Origin of the sequence: Echinicola shivajiensis (assembly GCF_018642165.1) — a bacterium.
Classification (GTDB): Bacteria; Bacteroidota; Bacteroidia; order Cytophagales; family Cyclobacteriaceae; genus Echinicola; species Echinicola shivajiensis.
The window spans coordinates 166,461-181,629 of sequence record NZ_JAHHZM010000002.1 but is presented as its reverse complement, the minus strand read 5'-3'; the positions used below and the strand labels follow the sequence as shown (position 1 = coordinate 181,629).

Genomic DNA, 15,169 nt, shown 5'->3' with positions numbered 1-15,169 from the left:
CCTACAAAAGGGAAATGGCTTACTGATTACAGTAAGTCATTTCTATTTTTTGTTTCTGACATATATCAATTTATGCTTCCCTCTACCACTTTCCCTTTGGTCTATTTCAAATTTACTGATTGAACTGATCATTGGTGTGAGTTTTTGAAACCCATAATTTCTTGAGTCAAAATTGGGCTGCTTTTTTTGAAGCAAGTTCCCCAAATCTCCCATAAAAGCCCAACCATCATCGTCCTCGGAACAGTCGGAAATGGTGTTGGCTATCAAGCGAATAACCTTTGGAGTAATTTTCTCCACCCCAAGGCTTTCTTTGGCCACCTCGATTTTATCCTCTTTTTCCTGATGCTTAAGTATTTCCAAATAAATGAACTTGTCACAAGCAGCAATAAAAGGGGTCGGAGTTTTCTTCTCTCCGATTCCAAAAACCTTCATGTTCGCTTCCCTTAGCCTAGTAGCCAATTTAGTAAAGTCACTATCACTGGATACCAAGCAGAAACCCTTCACCTTTTCTGTATAAAGGATATCCATTGCGTCAATGATCATCGCCGAATCTGTCGCATTTTTACCTGAGGTATAGCTGTATTGTTGCATGGGAGTAATCGCATGTTCCAATAACACAGCTTTCCATTTGGCCAACTGGGGCTGCGTCCAGTCCCCATATATTCTTTTGATAGTGGGATTACCATACTTGGCCAATTCCTCCATCATTTCTTTGACATAAAAAGAGGGTATATTATCCGCATCAATCAATACGGCCAAATTAAGTTCATTATCCATTTCTAAAATGATTTATTTTTTCTCAACTATCGTTGATTCCTAAAAATTGAATTGTTCAATGTTCAACCAGCAACAATTATTCTGCCATATACTACTTTATCGAACTTGTAGAAATCTTTGCAAATGATTGATAAAGGAAGTTAATCATAATTCCACGACAAACCCCTTCCGCAACTACTTATTAATAAAGGGATTATAAAAAAACATGCTTCGTATAAAAAAACCACCCTTTACCATTTCATTTGACTATGCTTTTATTCTTCAATATTTCATCGGTTAAACGTGTTGGATAAAGGATACTTTCTTATTTTAGTAACCATTACTATGCCCAAAACCCAAGCAACATACCAGCTAACAAGGCTTGCTCCCACACCTAGTGGATACCTACATTTAGGCAATATTTTATCATTTTTGATAACTTCTTCCCTTGCAAAAAAACACCAAAGCAAAATCCTGTTGCGGATAGATGATCTTGACCAAAGCCGAGTAAGACAAGATTTTATTGAAGACATTTTTGCCACGCTGAATTTCTTAGAAATACCTTGGGACCTAGGACCGAAGAACCAGAAAGAGTTCTATCAAGAATTTTCCCAAACTCACCGTTTGGAAAGTTATCAAAAAGCCTTGGAGTGGTTAAATGAAAAACAATTGCTTTTTGCCTGTGAATGTTCAAGAAAGCAAATTGCTAAAATCAGTCCCAATGCCCAATACCCCGGAACATGCCTTAAAAGAGGATTAGATCTCAAAGCAGAAAATATTAACTGGCGCTTGATCACCAACGGACATTCAATTAAGTTTAAATCGCTCGAATCGGAATTTTACAGTTCCTTGCTTCCCGATAATATGCGCCATTTTGTGGTGAGGAAAAAGACAAGTTTGCCAGCCTATCAGCTAGCATCTGTCATTGATGATATCAGTTTTGGTGTCGACCTAATTGTTCGCGGCCAGGACTTATTGGATTCCAGTCTTGCCCAGTCCTATCTCTCCAGCTTATTGCCAGCCAATAATTTCTCAGATATCACTTTTATGCACCACCAATTGATCATGCATTCTGAAAACAAAAAGCTTTCCAAATCCAAGGGCGCCACATCCATTCAAGGTCTAAGAAAGACGGGGAAAAGCAAAGCCGACATTTATCGTATGCTAGGTGATTTTATGGGGTTTAAAGAACCCACTTTATGTTTACAAGATTTTGAAAAAGCTTATAATGAAAAAGCCGGGTAAATTCCCGGCCTTTCCTTCTCTGTAACTATTCAGTCTTATCAATGATTCAAACGGTCACTAATAGCGAGCAGGCGTTCCATCTTTTGGCAAAGACTTTTTGATGAATTCCCTGATATCTTCATTGGCTTTTTCCAAATCTTCAGACCTCAAATACATCATATGCCCGCTTCTATAGCCTTTCCATGATAGCCTATTCTTTAATTTACCACTTGGGTCCATTTGCCACATTGAATATTTTGCATTGAAATAGTCCGTACCACCATCGTAATAACCTGATTGAATCATCACATGCAAATATGGATTTTGCGCAACCGCTGAACGAAGATTTTCGCCTGTTCTATCCCTTGTTCTATCCCACGGATGGACTGGCCCAAAAAGGAAATAATTCAAATCAGTTTTAAAATCAAGTTCATTGATCATATAATGATTAAAAGCAGGTGCAAAAGCATGGTTCCAGGCGGTTAAGGCAGGGTCGTGATCAAAACTGCTTCCAGCATCGGACCCATCAATCCCCTTATACCTACTATCCAAACGGCCCACAGTTAATCCTTGATCACGAAGGAGTTCTTTCCAGAAAAACTGGGTAGGAACAGCCAAATTATGCTCTAACAATACTTTCTCACTTAATCCAGAATACTTGGACATTTTCTTCGCTAGAGCCTTCTTTTCTTCCATCTCAAGAAAGCCGCCCTTTACCATGGCAGGAATTAACTCATTTACGGTAAATTCTTCCACTTCAGGCAATAGTTCGTCAAGATCTCTTTGTTGTAAAGTTGGCTCCAATGCTTTATGGTACCAGGCTGTGGCAGCATAATAAGGTAAATAATTGGCAGCTGCTACTGGACCGCTTCTATCAATGCCCAAGTCTGTTGGTGAAACCAACACCACTCCATTGAAAAACATCCATTGACTATTCTGTAACCTATTGACTAATCCAGACACCCTGGTGGTGCCATAACTCTCTCCAATCAGGTACTTTGGAGATGCCCATCTGTTATTTCTACTCACAAAGGTCCTTACCCAATCGGCTAAGTAGTTAACATCTGAATTCACTCCAAAAAACTGCGCACGATCGGCTTCTTTATCAGTGATTCTCGAATAACCGGTATTAACAGGATCGATATAAACAATATCTGCCACATCCAATATAGAATGAGGGTTGTCTTTCACTCCATAAGGTTGAACAGGATTACCCTCATCATCAATATTCAAAAGAACTGGACCAGTATAGGCGATATGCATCCAAATGGAAGCTGAACCTGGGCCGCCATTAAAGGAAATAACCAACGGTCTTTTGGTCTTATCTTGAATATCAGTGCGTTCATAATAAGTATAAAACAAATAAGCCACTTCTTTGCCTTCTTTATCCCAAACAGGCTGAGTTCCAACCGTAGCAGTGTAGGGAACATTTTTACCCTTGATGCTTAATTGATGTTTAGAAGTAGAAGTAGAGTCTGAATTTAAAAGCTCCTGTGCAGTTAATGATCCACACATGCACAGCAATGCTAAAATGAAAGTGATTGGTCTTTTCATAAAAACTAATTGATTAAGGACCGAAGATAAAAATTTATCATAGTCAATTGAAAAACATTCTAGGCGATGGTCAAAAAACACTTTCAGGGGTAAAAGCTTTTTATTAATAAACTCAGTTTCGATTTAATGGCATTTTTATTGTAGAAAAGCGAATTATCAAAAAACACTTCTTTTATTAAACCAACTCATTTATTTATTATGATTAGTTTTTTCACCCTAATACGTCAAAACAGTATAATTACAGCCTGCCTGATGGTGATTTGTACACTGCTGTTTACTTCCTGCCTGGACGAGACGCCCATCAAGGAAGAAAATGTTAAGGTCCAACACTTCCCCATCATTCAAAACAATGAAGCGGATAATCCCACATTATGGCTAAGAGTACAATTCAGTGATCAAGCAGCGACTGATGAATGGACCGCTATCCCTATGGATGCCATTTCAGGTTTTGACTATGAATTAGGTTATAATTATGATTTAAGAATTCGAAAGGAAGAAGCTTTTAATTCCGACACCGGTTTACACTATATCAAATACACATTTATTTCAGAAAATTCGAAGGAGCCTATTGGTATTGGCACAACCTTTGAACTTCCATTAAAATCTACTGACTTCAACCCTGCCAACCTGGTTCTTGGCAATGAAGATATTGGTTATAATTTGTTGGGAGAAATAGACATCGAGTGTACCACCTTATGTGACGATCTGAGTCTTGCACTAAATACCAATGCAAATGTGGGTGGCGTCTTCCGACATGTTGATAATAAAACGATTAAACTGATCCAACTAAAATAAACTACCACAGTTTATTTCAATTCAAAGGCTGAGAAAATATTTTCAGCCTTTTTTAATTGCTCTCGAAGGTAATGAGCTAGCTCCTCTCCTTCTTCCACCACAACTTCACCAGGCAATCCAAGAATAAACCTGGCAATTCCGGGCAATTCTGGTATTTCTGATTCGAAATAATACTGATTTCTTTCCTTTAAATAAGTATATGGTTTGGCATCAGGATGTTCCTCCATAAGCAATTGATAGGCCTTTTTCGAAAGTTTAAGTTTTACATGGAAGCGATCTTTTCCGGTGAACCCAAATAATCCCTGCTCCAAAGATTCATGTAAAACCTCATAAACATGCTTCCGCGAACTAATCCTTACTTCACTGATCCTTTCCAGTTTAAAAAGCTTCATCTCCTTGCTCGAAACTTCAAAAGCATAAACGGATTCAAAGTTGCTGGTAAATGCCACAGGCTCTACCAGCCTATCACTCACTGAATCACTGCTTAGGGAATAATAATCTTTCAACAGCACCTGAAACTTGTTTTTTATGGCCTCCCCCAATTCATCCACAAAAGTCCCCAAATGGGCATTAAACAGCTTGCTGACCCCTTGTTGAAAATCAGACCGGTGGTGGACCTTTTGAAGAATAGAATCCCTCAAAAGGTTCTTCTTTCCATTTTTGCTCAACAAATCAGCTATAAAAGCAGTTTCATCATCAGTAAAGGTACCATAAAAACTATCCTTATGCTGATCCACTCTATCAACGATCTTAAACTTGCCAAACTCCTTTTCTACCTGAAACCCCAGTTCTTCCAATAATTTGAAATAGCGATAGATTGTTCTTTTATCCGTACCCAAGGATTCTGCAAGCCGGCCAACAGGTTTACCTATATTGGACCGTAGTAAATTGATTAATTTGAAAACCCTTAGTATTTTTTGTTGCTCAACACTTTTTGTTTTAGCCATGACAAGTTAAATTTCAGAAAGCAATTTACGTCTAAGATTTCAACTCCACACATTAAAGACACAAATTGTCAATTTTTCACCAAGAAGTGATCCTCAAAGTAATGAGGGTTTAAAAGTTTATGGAAAAAAGTATAAAGCTCCACCAGCCTAACACTTACCTTATTGTAGGTATCCTTCTTTTGATAGGCTATTGGTTTTTCGCTTATGATGGAATTACTTTCAGTGATGATGTGGCTTATATCATTTATGGTCAAAATTTCTGGATGGGAAATGATGTGCTAACTGGAGAGCATTTCACTTTCAGATGGGGCGCATACCTATTATCAGGACTCCTCACTTTTATTTTTGGTTTCAATGATCGGATTGCTTCACTGTCCAGCCTGATCTATTGTATAGGAGCTTTGATCCTTCTATGGAGCATTATGCCAAAGCCATCCGCAAAATTTTGGTTGGTATTATTCTTTATTTCCAATATATATTTGTTGCATTTCCTCCCCAAAGTGTACCCAGATTCCCCACTTTTATTTTGGACCGCATTAATTCCCTTCTCAGCTTACTCCAGATTTAAACGCCCTCTTGAATCAGGATTATTAATGGCACTGGCCTTCTTTGTGGGATTTTGCACCAAGGAAACCATTATTTACCTAGCACCATTTCCCTTTATGTTGATGTTATTTGATTATATAAAGGATAATGGTAAAAGCTTTTATATATACTTTTTCAGTTTCATGGCCTTATTTGCCATTTTATATTTAGGATACTTTGAGTGGAAGTTTGAGGATGCCTTTTTTAGATTTCGAAGTATTCAAGAAGGACACTATGTCTCTCCCTATAGCTATTTTGATAAAAGCTGGCTAATAATGTTGGAGCGGTTAACTTTCATCCCTATTACCACCTTTGTAGAACGCACCTATTGGATTTGGATCATCCTATCCACCCCTTCAATCGTCAGAGCATTCTTAACGAAAAGAGACTTACCTATCATCTTTTCCCTATGTACCATCTGCATGGTTGTTGGTTTTTGGTTTATGAGCACCAGTTTCTCTTATTATAATCCCCTTCACCTTAACCCTAGGCATTTGATCGTTCTGATCCCTTTGCTATCGGCAAATATCGCTTTTGAAAACTACCGTTGGTTGGATAATTTTTTCTGGAACAAATTCTGTTCATTATGGATAGCTTTCGGGGGATTTGTCGCGCTTTCGTTAATGGAGTGGAATATTGCGATTTATTATTTCCTTTTCGCTTCTTGCCTGGCTTTTCTGGAATCCAGATTTCGATTGGTGGGCTTGGTGCTTTTGATGATTTCCCCTGTTTTCCTGGCAGCTAATAATCAATCTGACCTAAAAAACTACCCTCACTTTAAAGAAGCATTTATCCAAAATATTGAAAATAGCGATCATAATTCACCTTTGATCAGCCATCAATTTATTTGTGATAGCCAAGAAGTCATCCTAGGAGAACTATCCCCAAAAAAAAGGGCAATGAGTTTAGAAGAATTTAAGGCCCAACCCTATTTGAATGCCCCCCAAAATTTCACTTTGTTCATATACAAGTACAGCCAACATGCCTACCCCAATCAAACTTCTCTTCTCCAAAAGGTAAGGGAATTTGCCAGGCAAAATAATTATATTGAAACTGAAAGCCGGGAAGACGAATGGCTACATATTGTCGGGTTTGAAAAAATCAATCCTTTATCACCGCTTCCCAAGGGCGAATATGCGATTAACATTGAATCCAAGTCTAAATTGTTCTCCAGGACTTCCATTGCCTCCAGCCAATAAATACTGTTCATTCAGTGCTTGACTGGTAACGAAGTACATTTGAAAGACATGACCGCCGGCTTCCACATCTATCCCAATACCTAAATTACTTTTTAAATCATTATTCAAATTAGGAATATACTGCAATGTCAAGGAGGATTTTCCTGTCACCTTATATTTGGCACTAAGCCCTATAGACAAATACAAATTTTCATCTCCTTCTAATTGATAGAACTCATATGGACTGATGAAATAAGCCATCATTGGGCTTAACTGGAAACTAAAGCAGTCATTGAACTTTCTGGCAAACATTATCTGAGCCTTATAACTGGTTCTATCTGCGAATGAAACTTCAGTATCTTCTATATAACTATAATCAGAAGTGTTAACTCCTGCACCTGCCATCAGGCTTATCGAAATGGGTCGACTGTTATCATAGCTTTGACTTATCAAATGATAGCGACCATATAAATCATATACTTTATCCAAACTCGACCTAGAGAGTCCCAAGGAGAATTTATCAGTCATTCCATATTCAAAACCAATCATGATATTGGCACCATAGTCAAGGCCAAAAAAGTTTTGGAAACCTCCATCCAATGTCCCAAAAGTATGCATTATGGCCAGATGCAAACCTTTTTTCTCTATGGGCTCAACAGTCAGCAAGTTTATATGTCTGGGGGCATGAAAGATGAGGTCCACGTCCTTGTTTGCTTCAGCAGGTTTTCTTTCCAGCTGGGCTTTAGCTGTAAAAGTTGCTAACAATAAGGATAATATTAACAATAAAGTTTTCATGATTCTGATTATTTCTTTAGACGGGCATTAATGGTCACTATTTGTTTTTCTGACAACTCATAAAACATCACCTTCGGAATCGCTATATCATGGTCCCCTAGCAGGACTTCAAATTTTGCGCTCAAATGCATGGTGTTTTTTTCCTCATCGTGCATGATTTCCCCTTTGATTTCCATCTCCCTTTCCACTCCGTGAATTTTAAATTTCCCCACCGCTGTTACTTTTTGCCCCTTTTCAAATGAACTGATCATTTTTTCATCCAACTCCTTAATTTTTCCTGTAAACTCTGCATAGGGAAAATCTTTGGTTTCCAGGTAATTCTCTCTCATATGTCTATCTCTCAATCCTATCCCCGTTTTCAAGGTATTCAGATCTATATAAAAGTCCACCAAGTTTTTATCCAGGTCTACCAAGCCATTGAGCTGGTCTGACTTTCCCGTAAATTCATTCAGCGAAGCTTGGGAAAGAAACTCTGCATAACCGTTTTCAGTAGTAAATTCTTGGCAAAAGGCTTTTTGCGTACTTCCTAAAAAGGCCAAATAGAATATGATAAAGAGCTTTTTCATGATAGGATTATTTCATGATCGTTAAAATATCATCCTGCAGCATGGTCGAATAGGAAGTCAATGGAGAATTAGCTGGACCGTTCGCAACTGATCCGTCCGTAGCAAACCGGGATCCATGACAGCCACAAACAAACTGACTACTTTGAAATTTCCAATTATCGGAGCAACTGGAGTGGGTACAAACGGAGGTCAAAGCACTGAACATTTCATCACCTATATTCACCACCAAAACTCTTGCTTCACTGATCAAGAGCCATCCCCCATTGGTTTTGAGGCCAGACTGTTTCTTTAAATCAATTGTTACATTATTACCTGAAACATCGATTCCATCCCCCAAACCACCGCCTCCTGAATTATCTGGATTTGAGGGATCCATATCTTCAGAACTGCTGCATGCTGTAAAAAATGACAATCCAAATAGGGACATCACAGATAGCGAGCCTGTCTTAACTAGAAAATCCCTTCTTTCCTGAGGGAGCTTTCCTGATTTTGCGTTTATAAGTTGCTTCATGACTTTACTTACGCATTCTCAAGAACAATTGGATTATCCCGGATTCTGCATTAGAATCTGTCGTGAAAGTTTAAAATGCAAGAAAATCAATTATTTAACGAAAGAAACATAGTACCACTATGGTGAATGAGTTAAATACAGCGAAGCGTTTGATTTTGAAACATTTTAAGCTTGTAAGAGGAAAGCTAATGCATATTTATTTCGGGGTTATAGACTAGGCTTAGCGTTACTCATAAGGTTTACGCAATTACCTCGTATCTATTTAGAGAGCAGTTATAAGAATTTAAGGAAAGAATTTACAGACTTGCAAAAAAACACAATGAAAAGCCTAGCTCAGGTAAGCAAATTAAATAAAGTTTTGAAGGGACTAAAGTTTCAAATTAAACATTATTAAGCAAATAGCTTTCCTGAATAATATTTTAACAGTCTTAATTTAAAAAACCAGCGCGCTTTTGAATCAATACACTTTTCTTTTTAAAATTTCAGCAACCACAATGGCATCTTTGAGCGATTGAGGGTCCTTTAACATCCTTCTGTATCTGTTAGAACCTACATTATCCTCAGCTACTTCCTCCACTTCTTTGAGAATCTTCTTATCTGGATCTATTTCTACCTGATCATCCAATTTGACCAGTCCCTTTCCTTTGCCTGAATGATCAGCTTGGTAAGTACCTTCGTAATATTTAATTTCAGATGGTCTCTTGGTTGGCTCAGTAACTACTTCAACATTAGGATAAACGACTTCTTTGGGTTCTTCATCAAACAATTCTTCTTGCTCGGTTTCTTCAAAATTCCTTCCTTGCTGTTCCTGGCGAATTTCTTTCAATAGTTCCTCAAAAGATACAGGCTTCCTTCTAGGCTCATCATTTGATAGCTCCTCGCCCGTCTCATCAAGCTCCTGACCATTCCCCTTTTTCTTTTTGGTAAGTGCATTGACTATAAAAAATATTATCGAAATGATAATATAGATCCAAGTTCCATTATCCACTGCTTCGCTGTTTTTTGGTTAAAACTAAGGTAGTAAAAATATTTCAATGTTTACATCAGGTCGGCTCGGTAGAATGTTAAACTAGCAAATAAGTGTAATCCTATACCTTGAAAGATAAAAAATTTAAAATTGGATTAGACTGCTCAATTGAACTGCAGCATTTATATGATTGGTATTAATCTTTTCAGAACTGGATTTTAGGGGTTAGTGAATTGGAATTTCTGTACTAAAAATGACCCAATATATAGTTCAAAAAGCTTTTCCCAAGTAATTCAAACTCCAAGTATTTCCCTTAAAGAAAAGAATAATTTCTTTGACTTTTTTATAACAAACTCATTTACAACTAACTGCAAATTCTCATTTGCTTATTAGCCCGATCTGATTAATTTTGTTTGTCTTAATCTATTTTATTTGAGCATACATGCAGCTAACCAAGCTTGAAATCAAAGGTTTTAAAAGTTTTGGGGACAAGGTCTCTATCCATTTTGACAAGGGCATTACAGGAATTGTAGGCCCCAATGGATGTGGAAAATCCAATGTTGTGGATGCCATCCGCTGGGTACTGGGTGAGCAAAAAACCCGTGCACTGCGATCCGATAAAATGGAAAATGTGATTTTCAATGGTACAAAAAACAGGAAACCCACCAATTTGGCTGAGGTGTCCCTGACCTTTGAAAACACCAAAAACCTGCTCCCTACCGAATACACCCATGTCACCATTACCCGTCGTTACTATCGATCCGGTGAAAGTGAATACCTACTCAATGGCATTGCCTGTCGTCTAAAGGATATCAACAACCTCTTTATGGACACTGGTATCCAGTCTAACAGTTATGCCATCATCGAACTGAAAATGATTGATGAGTTGCTCAATGACAAGAACAACTCACGAAGGGACCTATTTGAGGAAGCAGCCGGTATTTCCAAATTCAAGACCCGTAAAAAGGAGACCCTTAAAAAACTGGAAGATACCGATGCGGACCTTGACAGGGTGGAAGACCTGTTATATGAAATTGAGAAAAACCTCAAGTCCCTGGAAAAGCAGGCAAAGCAGGCAGCCAAATACTTTGAGATCAAAAAATCCTATAAGGCATCAAGCATTGCCCTGGCCAAGATCAGCGTAAAAACCCACACGGATAACCTCATTGGTGCCAATGAAAGGATCAATGCGGAAAATGATCGCAAATTACAGCTCAACAACCAGATAACGACCAAAGAAGCAGAATTGGAAAAATCCAAGTCTGAACAGATCCATAAAGAAAAACTCCTCTCCTCCAGACAAAAAACGCTCAACGAGCATGTCAACAAGATCAGGCAGTTTGAGAGTGAGAAAAAAATCAAAAACGAACGTCTTCGATTCTTGGAAGACCGTTCAATGAAGCTCCGTGAGCAGATCGATCAAGACCGAAAATCCAATGACCGTGCGGGCTTTAGTATTCGTTCCCTAGAGCAAGAAAAAGAAGTCGCAGAAAAACTTTTAGCAGAAAAGGAGCTTACTGTAGAAAATCTAAAAGCAGAATACGAGGAGCAAAAATCTGCCCATGCCATTCTTCAAGAAAGGCAAAAAGTGCTCAGCAAGGATTTCTCCTCTCGCAAGGACGCTATCTACCAACTCAGTAAAGAACTGGAAATCAAGCAGATTCAGCTTTCCTCCCTTAAGCAGGAATTGGAAAAAACTGCTTCAGATGATAATAGCCAAGAAGCGAACCTTGCTGAATTTGAAGAAAAAATGCTGGTCCTTAAAGATGAATTGGATGAAAAAACCGATCGCATCACCCAGCTGAAAGCCAAGGAGGAGGACCAGAATCATAAAATAGAAGAATTAAATCATACCATAGAACTGATCAGGGAAGAGGTCACCCAGTTGGGGCGGAAATTGGATGCTAAATCCAATGAATTTAACTTGACAAAATCCTTGGTTGAAAACCTAGAGGGTTTCCCTGAAGCCATCAAGTTCCTGAAAAAGAATTCAGATTGGGGCAAGGACACTCCCCTGCTTTCGGATATTCTGACCACCAGTGAAAACTATCGAGTGGCCATTGAGAATTATCTTGAAAGCTATATGAACTATTATGTGGTGGATACAGAGGCCCAAGCCATTGCCGCAGTAAACCTGTTGAGTGATGCCGCAAGAGGAAAAGCCAACTTCTTTGTTCTTGAGCATTTTGAGCGTTTCAAGCCCTCCACCAATAAACTGTTTGCAAATGCTACGGCTGCCACAGAAATCATTGAATATGATGAAAAATATGCCAGGCTAATCAGTTATATCTTGGACGATGTCTATATCGTCCAAGGTGAGATCAAAGACATTCCAGATGATAATGACACCATTTTCATCACGGAAAGCGGAAAATTCACCAAGCGTAAATTCAGCATTTCGGGTGGTTCAGTTGGGCTCTTCGAAGGTAAGCGAATTGGCCGTGCAAAAAATCTTGAGAAGCTAGAGGTCCAAATCAAGGAGCTGAATAAAAAGGTCAGTGCTGCAAGGTCCAACTTGGACAAAAAAGTCAGTGACCTGATGAAACTGAAAGAAGTTTCCTACAAGAAGGATATCGAAGACCTTCAATCTGAAATTTCTGAGGTCAACCAGCAATATATCTCCATCAAAACCAAAAAGGAGCAGTTGGCAGAGATGCTATCCACCAATGCCAATAAACGGGAAGATATCCTTGAAAAGATTGACAGCTTAAGTGAAGAAGTCAATGAAATAGGTCCAAAACTGGAAGAAGAGAAAAATGGTTTTGACGGCATGGAGGAAGAGATCGAAATCATCAATGAGCAATTGCTCACTGAAGAGGAAAGCTTGTCCGTCCGTTCCAGCAATTACAACCAAGAAAACATCCAATACCATCAGCACTTAAATAAAGTCAATAGCCTTGGACAGGAAATTTCCTTTAAGAAAAGTGCTTTTGAAAACAGTAAGGAAAGGATAGAGGAATCCCAATCCGAACTGAGTACAATTGATCAAGAAATTAGGGGACTTCTGGACAATAATGAAATCAAGGATGATGAATTGATCGAGTTATATACTGAGAAGGAAACTATTGAACTCGGTGTTACTGAAGCAGAAAAAGATTACTATGCTTCCAGGGGTAATATCGACGAAATGGAAAAAGGCATCCGTGAACTGTCCAAACAAAAAGAAGGGATCGATGCCCTGATCATGGAATTGCAAAATACGCTTAACGAGATCAAGCTTAAGCTTTCCAGTATGAAGGAAAGGCTAAGTGTGGAATTTGAAATTGATCTTGACAACCTGATTCAGGAAGATCCCGAAGTGGATCCTGAATACCAGGAAAAGGATGAAGAACAAATCCGTGAGGAAGTCCAAAAGGCCAAACAAAGGTTGGAAAAAATAGGCCCAATCAACCCAATGGCTATGGAGGCTTATGATGAAATTAAGGAACGTCATACCTTTATTTCATCACAAAAAGAAGACTTGGAAAAAGCCAAGAACTCCTTAATGGATACCATTAAGGAAATAGATACGGTGGCCAAGAAAACTTTCTTGAATGCCTTTGATCAAATAAAAACCAACTTTATTAAGGTTTTCCGTTCATTGTTTACAGCTGAAGATGACTGTGACTTAAAGTTGACCAATCCTGAGTCCCCATTGGATAGCACCATTGAGATCATGGCCAAGCCAAAGGGCAAGCGACCATTGACCATCAACCAACTTTCGGGTGGTGAGAAGACCTTGACAGCCACTTCCCTACTCTTCTCTATTTACCTATTGAAGCCGGCACCTTTCTGTATCTTTGATGAAGTGGATGCACCATTGGATGATGCCAATATTGACAAGTTCAACCAGATCATCCAGAAATTCTCCAACGAGTCCCAGTTTATCATTGTGACCCATAATAAGCGGACTATGGCCAGTACCGATATTATCTACGGTATCACTATGATTGAAGCTGGTGTATCAAGGGTGGTACCTGTGGATTTGAGGGAACTGGAAGATATTATCGAGGATTAATTTATTCTTTTAATATGCTAAGGAGGATTTTAAATCCTCCTTTTTTATTTGACCTTTTTTTACCTTGTCTTAAATCCCAATTTTGTTTGGTTAATGAAAAAAGACCTTCTTTAAACATTTTATTTTGAGTCCAAGCAATGATATATTCCCAAAAATCAATATTTTATTTAAAATGAAATAAAAACAAATCAGATATCAACATGCGAATCAAAAAGCTTTTTCTCCCCCTAATCGCCATAAGCATTCTTTTCGCATGCAATCAATCCGAAAGAAAAAATAATATTGATTTGGTAAAGCCTGAATTAAATAACCAGGTTAATGACACCTTGATTTATTCTGACCCTAAAAATTATTTAATGGTTTTAGATGGTGTTAAAGATTCTTCCGAAGTGAAGATAAGCTCTTACAAAGAGCTGCTTGCCCTGTTTGAAAAACTGAACTATACACAAGAGGCTTGGCAAGCCGGAATCAGGGAAGTACCTAGGGTATACCTCCAAATAATCGGAGAGAAATGGGGATCTACCAGCTCAAAAGAGGTTTCCATAGATAATAAAAAACGCATATTTTTCCGAGGGCTTGCCCCACTCCTATTACGTTCAAATGAACTGATAAAGGAAGACCAGTCCAAACTCAAAAGCTTTATTCAAGCACATTCTCAAAATGAAGAATTATCAAACAATGATCATAAATGGATCATCAAACTAGCCAAAGTATATCAAGTCGATTTAACTAATGATCAATTAACAGTTAGTACCCTTGAAGAACTATCCAAAAAGGTTGACATCATACCTGTGTCTTTGGCCTTGGCACAAGCTGCTGAGGAAAGTGGATGGGGCACTTCCCGATTTGCTGCTGAAGGTAATTCCCTTTATGGTCAATGGAGTTGGGGAGAAAATGCAATTACTCCTGAAAACCAAAGAAAAGGTTTAGGAAACTATGGAATAGCAGCTTTTGAAACCTTGCAACAATCGGTTTGCGCCTATATGCTCAACCTCAATACCCATAATGCCTACAGTAGCTTTAGAAACAAAAGAAATGAATTACGAAAAGAGTCAAAAAAATTAAGTGGCTATGAATTGGCAGGGCAATTAACCAAATACTCTGAACGAGGTGAAGACTATGTAAAAACTATCAGGGGCTTGATGGATTATAATCATTTGATTGCTACTGATAGTGCCTATCTTTCCAACAGCTCACCCATTTACTTAATACCCAAAAAGGAAAAACAATGAAAAACCATTTAGGTTCAACACTTTAAAAAATGCCAAAAGTTCTAAGTATAAATTTTTATCTA

General features: G+C 38.3%; 12 protein-coding genes. 5 read left to right on the top strand and 7 right to left on the bottom strand.

The features are described from left to right. Nucleotides 1–42: 42 nt before the first annotated feature. Nucleotides 43–777 carry an NYN domain-containing protein gene (locus KMW37_RS05250; RefSeq protein ID WP_215223568.1) on the bottom strand — a complete coding sequence of 245 codons (735 nt, stop codon included), beginning with the start codon at nucleotides 775–777 and terminating at the stop codon, nucleotides 43–45. Nucleotides 778–1,059: 282 nt separating this feature from the next. On the opposite strand from KMW37_RS05250, the gene KMW37_RS05245 reads away from it, so the two are divergent. Continuing rightward, the gene (locus tag KMW37_RS05245) at nucleotides 1,060–2,001 is read left to right on the top strand and encodes a glutamate--tRNA ligase family protein (RefSeq protein ID WP_317195552.1); all 942 of its coding nucleotides are present in this window, start codon (nucleotides 1,060–1,062) and stop codon (nucleotides 1,999–2,001) included. A 57-nt stretch (nucleotides 2,002–2,058) separates the two neighbouring features. Here the strand turns inward: KMW37_RS05245 and KMW37_RS05240 are convergent, their stop codons facing one another. Next, a complete protein-coding gene (locus KMW37_RS05240; protein ID WP_215223567.1) occupies nucleotides 2,059–3,534 on the bottom strand; it encodes a S10 family peptidase in 1,476 nt (491 codons plus the stop codon). A 198-nt stretch (nucleotides 3,535–3,732) separates the two neighbouring features. Here KMW37_RS05240 and KMW37_RS05235 point away from each other — a divergent pair, with 198 nt between their 5' ends. Next, nucleotides 3,733–4,329 carry a DUF4377 domain-containing protein gene (locus tag KMW37_RS05235; protein ID WP_215223566.1) on the top strand — a complete coding sequence of 199 codons (597 nt, stop codon included), beginning with the start codon at nucleotides 3,733–3,735 and terminating at the stop codon, nucleotides 4,327–4,329. Between the two features lie 11 nt (nucleotides 4,330–4,340). Here the strand turns inward: KMW37_RS05235 and KMW37_RS05230 are convergent, their stop codons facing one another. Then, nucleotides 4,341–5,276 (bottom strand): helix-turn-helix transcriptional regulator, encoded by a 936-nt coding sequence (locus KMW37_RS05230; protein ID WP_215223565.1) that lies wholly within the window; start codon nucleotides 5,274–5,276, stop codon nucleotides 4,341–4,343. 119 nt (nucleotides 5,277–5,395) lie between these two features. Between KMW37_RS05230 and KMW37_RS05225 the strand changes: the two genes are divergently transcribed. Beyond that, nucleotides 5,396–7,060: an ArnT family glycosyltransferase gene (locus KMW37_RS05225; RefSeq protein ID WP_215223564.1), complete on the top strand. Its 1,665-nt coding sequence runs from the start codon at nucleotides 5,396–5,398 to the stop codon at nucleotides 7,058–7,060. On the opposite strand, the gene KMW37_RS05220 is transcribed toward KMW37_RS05225, so the two are convergent. From KMW37_RS05220 to KMW37_RS05205, 4 genes are all read right to left on the bottom strand, one after another. Continuing rightward, the gene (locus KMW37_RS05220; protein WP_215223563.1) at nucleotides 6,974–7,834 is read right to left on the bottom strand and encodes a DUF5777 family beta-barrel protein; all 861 of its coding nucleotides are present in this window, start codon (nucleotides 7,832–7,834) and stop codon (nucleotides 6,974–6,976) included. The two genes, KMW37_RS05225 and KMW37_RS05220, sit on opposite strands and share 87 nt — an antisense overlap. A gap of 8 nt (nucleotides 7,835–7,842) precedes the next feature. Next, complete coding sequence (locus KMW37_RS05215) at nucleotides 7,843–8,400, bottom strand: YceI family protein (protein WP_215223562.1); 558 nt, start codon at nucleotides 8,398–8,400, stop codon at nucleotides 7,843–7,845. 7 nt (nucleotides 8,401–8,407) lie between these two features. Further along, nucleotides 8,408–8,911, bottom strand: coding sequence for a QcrA and Rieske domain-containing protein (locus KMW37_RS05210; RefSeq protein ID WP_215223561.1), 504 nt, complete (start codon nucleotides 8,909–8,911; stop codon nucleotides 8,408–8,410). A 457-nt stretch (nucleotides 8,912–9,368) separates the two neighbouring features. Beyond that, entirely contained in the window at nucleotides 9,369–9,899 is a 531-nt protein-coding gene (locus KMW37_RS05205) for a hypothetical protein (protein ID WP_215223560.1), read from the bottom strand. 421 nt (nucleotides 9,900–10,320) lie between these two features. On the opposite strand from KMW37_RS05205, the gene smc reads away from it, so the two are divergent. Together smc and KMW37_RS05195 are read left to right on the top strand one after the other, a co-directional pair. Beyond that, complete coding sequence (gene smc, locus KMW37_RS05200; RefSeq protein WP_215223559.1) at nucleotides 10,321–13,875, top strand: chromosome segregation protein SMC; 3,555 nt, start codon at nucleotides 10,321–10,323, stop codon at nucleotides 13,873–13,875. 200 nt (nucleotides 13,876–14,075) lie between these two features. Further along, nucleotides 14,076–15,107 (top strand): glucosaminidase domain-containing protein, encoded by a 1,032-nt coding sequence (locus tag KMW37_RS05195; RefSeq protein WP_215223558.1) that lies wholly within the window; start codon nucleotides 14,076–14,078, stop codon nucleotides 15,105–15,107. Nucleotides 15,108–15,169: the final 62 nt, after the last annotated feature.

Bases quoted from the DNA above. Each gene is read 5' to 3' on its own strand.
- KMW37_RS05250 (WP_215223568.1), bottom strand. From the start codon at position 777: ATGGATAATGAACTTAATTTGGCCGTATTGATTGATGCGGATAATATA.
- KMW37_RS05240 (WP_215223567.1), bottom strand. From the start codon at position 3,534: ATGAAAAGACCAATCACTTTCATTTTAGCATTGCTGTGCATGTGTGGA.
- KMW37_RS05235 (WP_215223566.1), top strand. From the start codon at position 3,733: ATGATTAGTTTTTTCACCCTAATACGTCAAAACAGTATAATTACAGCC.
- KMW37_RS05230 (WP_215223565.1), bottom strand. From the start codon at position 5,276: ATGGCTAAAACAAAAAGTGTTGAGCAACAAAAAATACTAAGGGTTTTC.
- KMW37_RS05225 (WP_215223564.1), top strand. From the start codon at position 5,396: ATGGAAAAAAGTATAAAGCTCCACCAGCCTAACACTTACCTTATTGTA.
- KMW37_RS05220 (WP_215223563.1), bottom strand. From the start codon at position 7,834: ATGAAAACTTTATTGTTAATATTATCCTTATTGTTAGCAACTTTTACA.
- KMW37_RS05215 (WP_215223562.1), bottom strand. From the start codon at position 8,400: ATGAAAAAGCTCTTTATCATATTCTATTTGGCCTTTTTAGGAAGTACG.
- KMW37_RS05210 (WP_215223561.1), bottom strand. From the start codon at position 8,911: ATGAAGCAACTTATAAACGCAAAATCAGGAAAGCTCCCTCAGGAAAGA.
- smc (WP_215223559.1), top strand. From the start codon at position 10,321: ATGCAGCTAACCAAGCTTGAAATCAAAGGTTTTAAAAGTTTTGGGGAC.
- KMW37_RS05195 (WP_215223558.1), top strand. From the start codon at position 14,076: ATGCGAATCAAAAAGCTTTTTCTCCCCCTAATCGCCATAAGCATTCTT.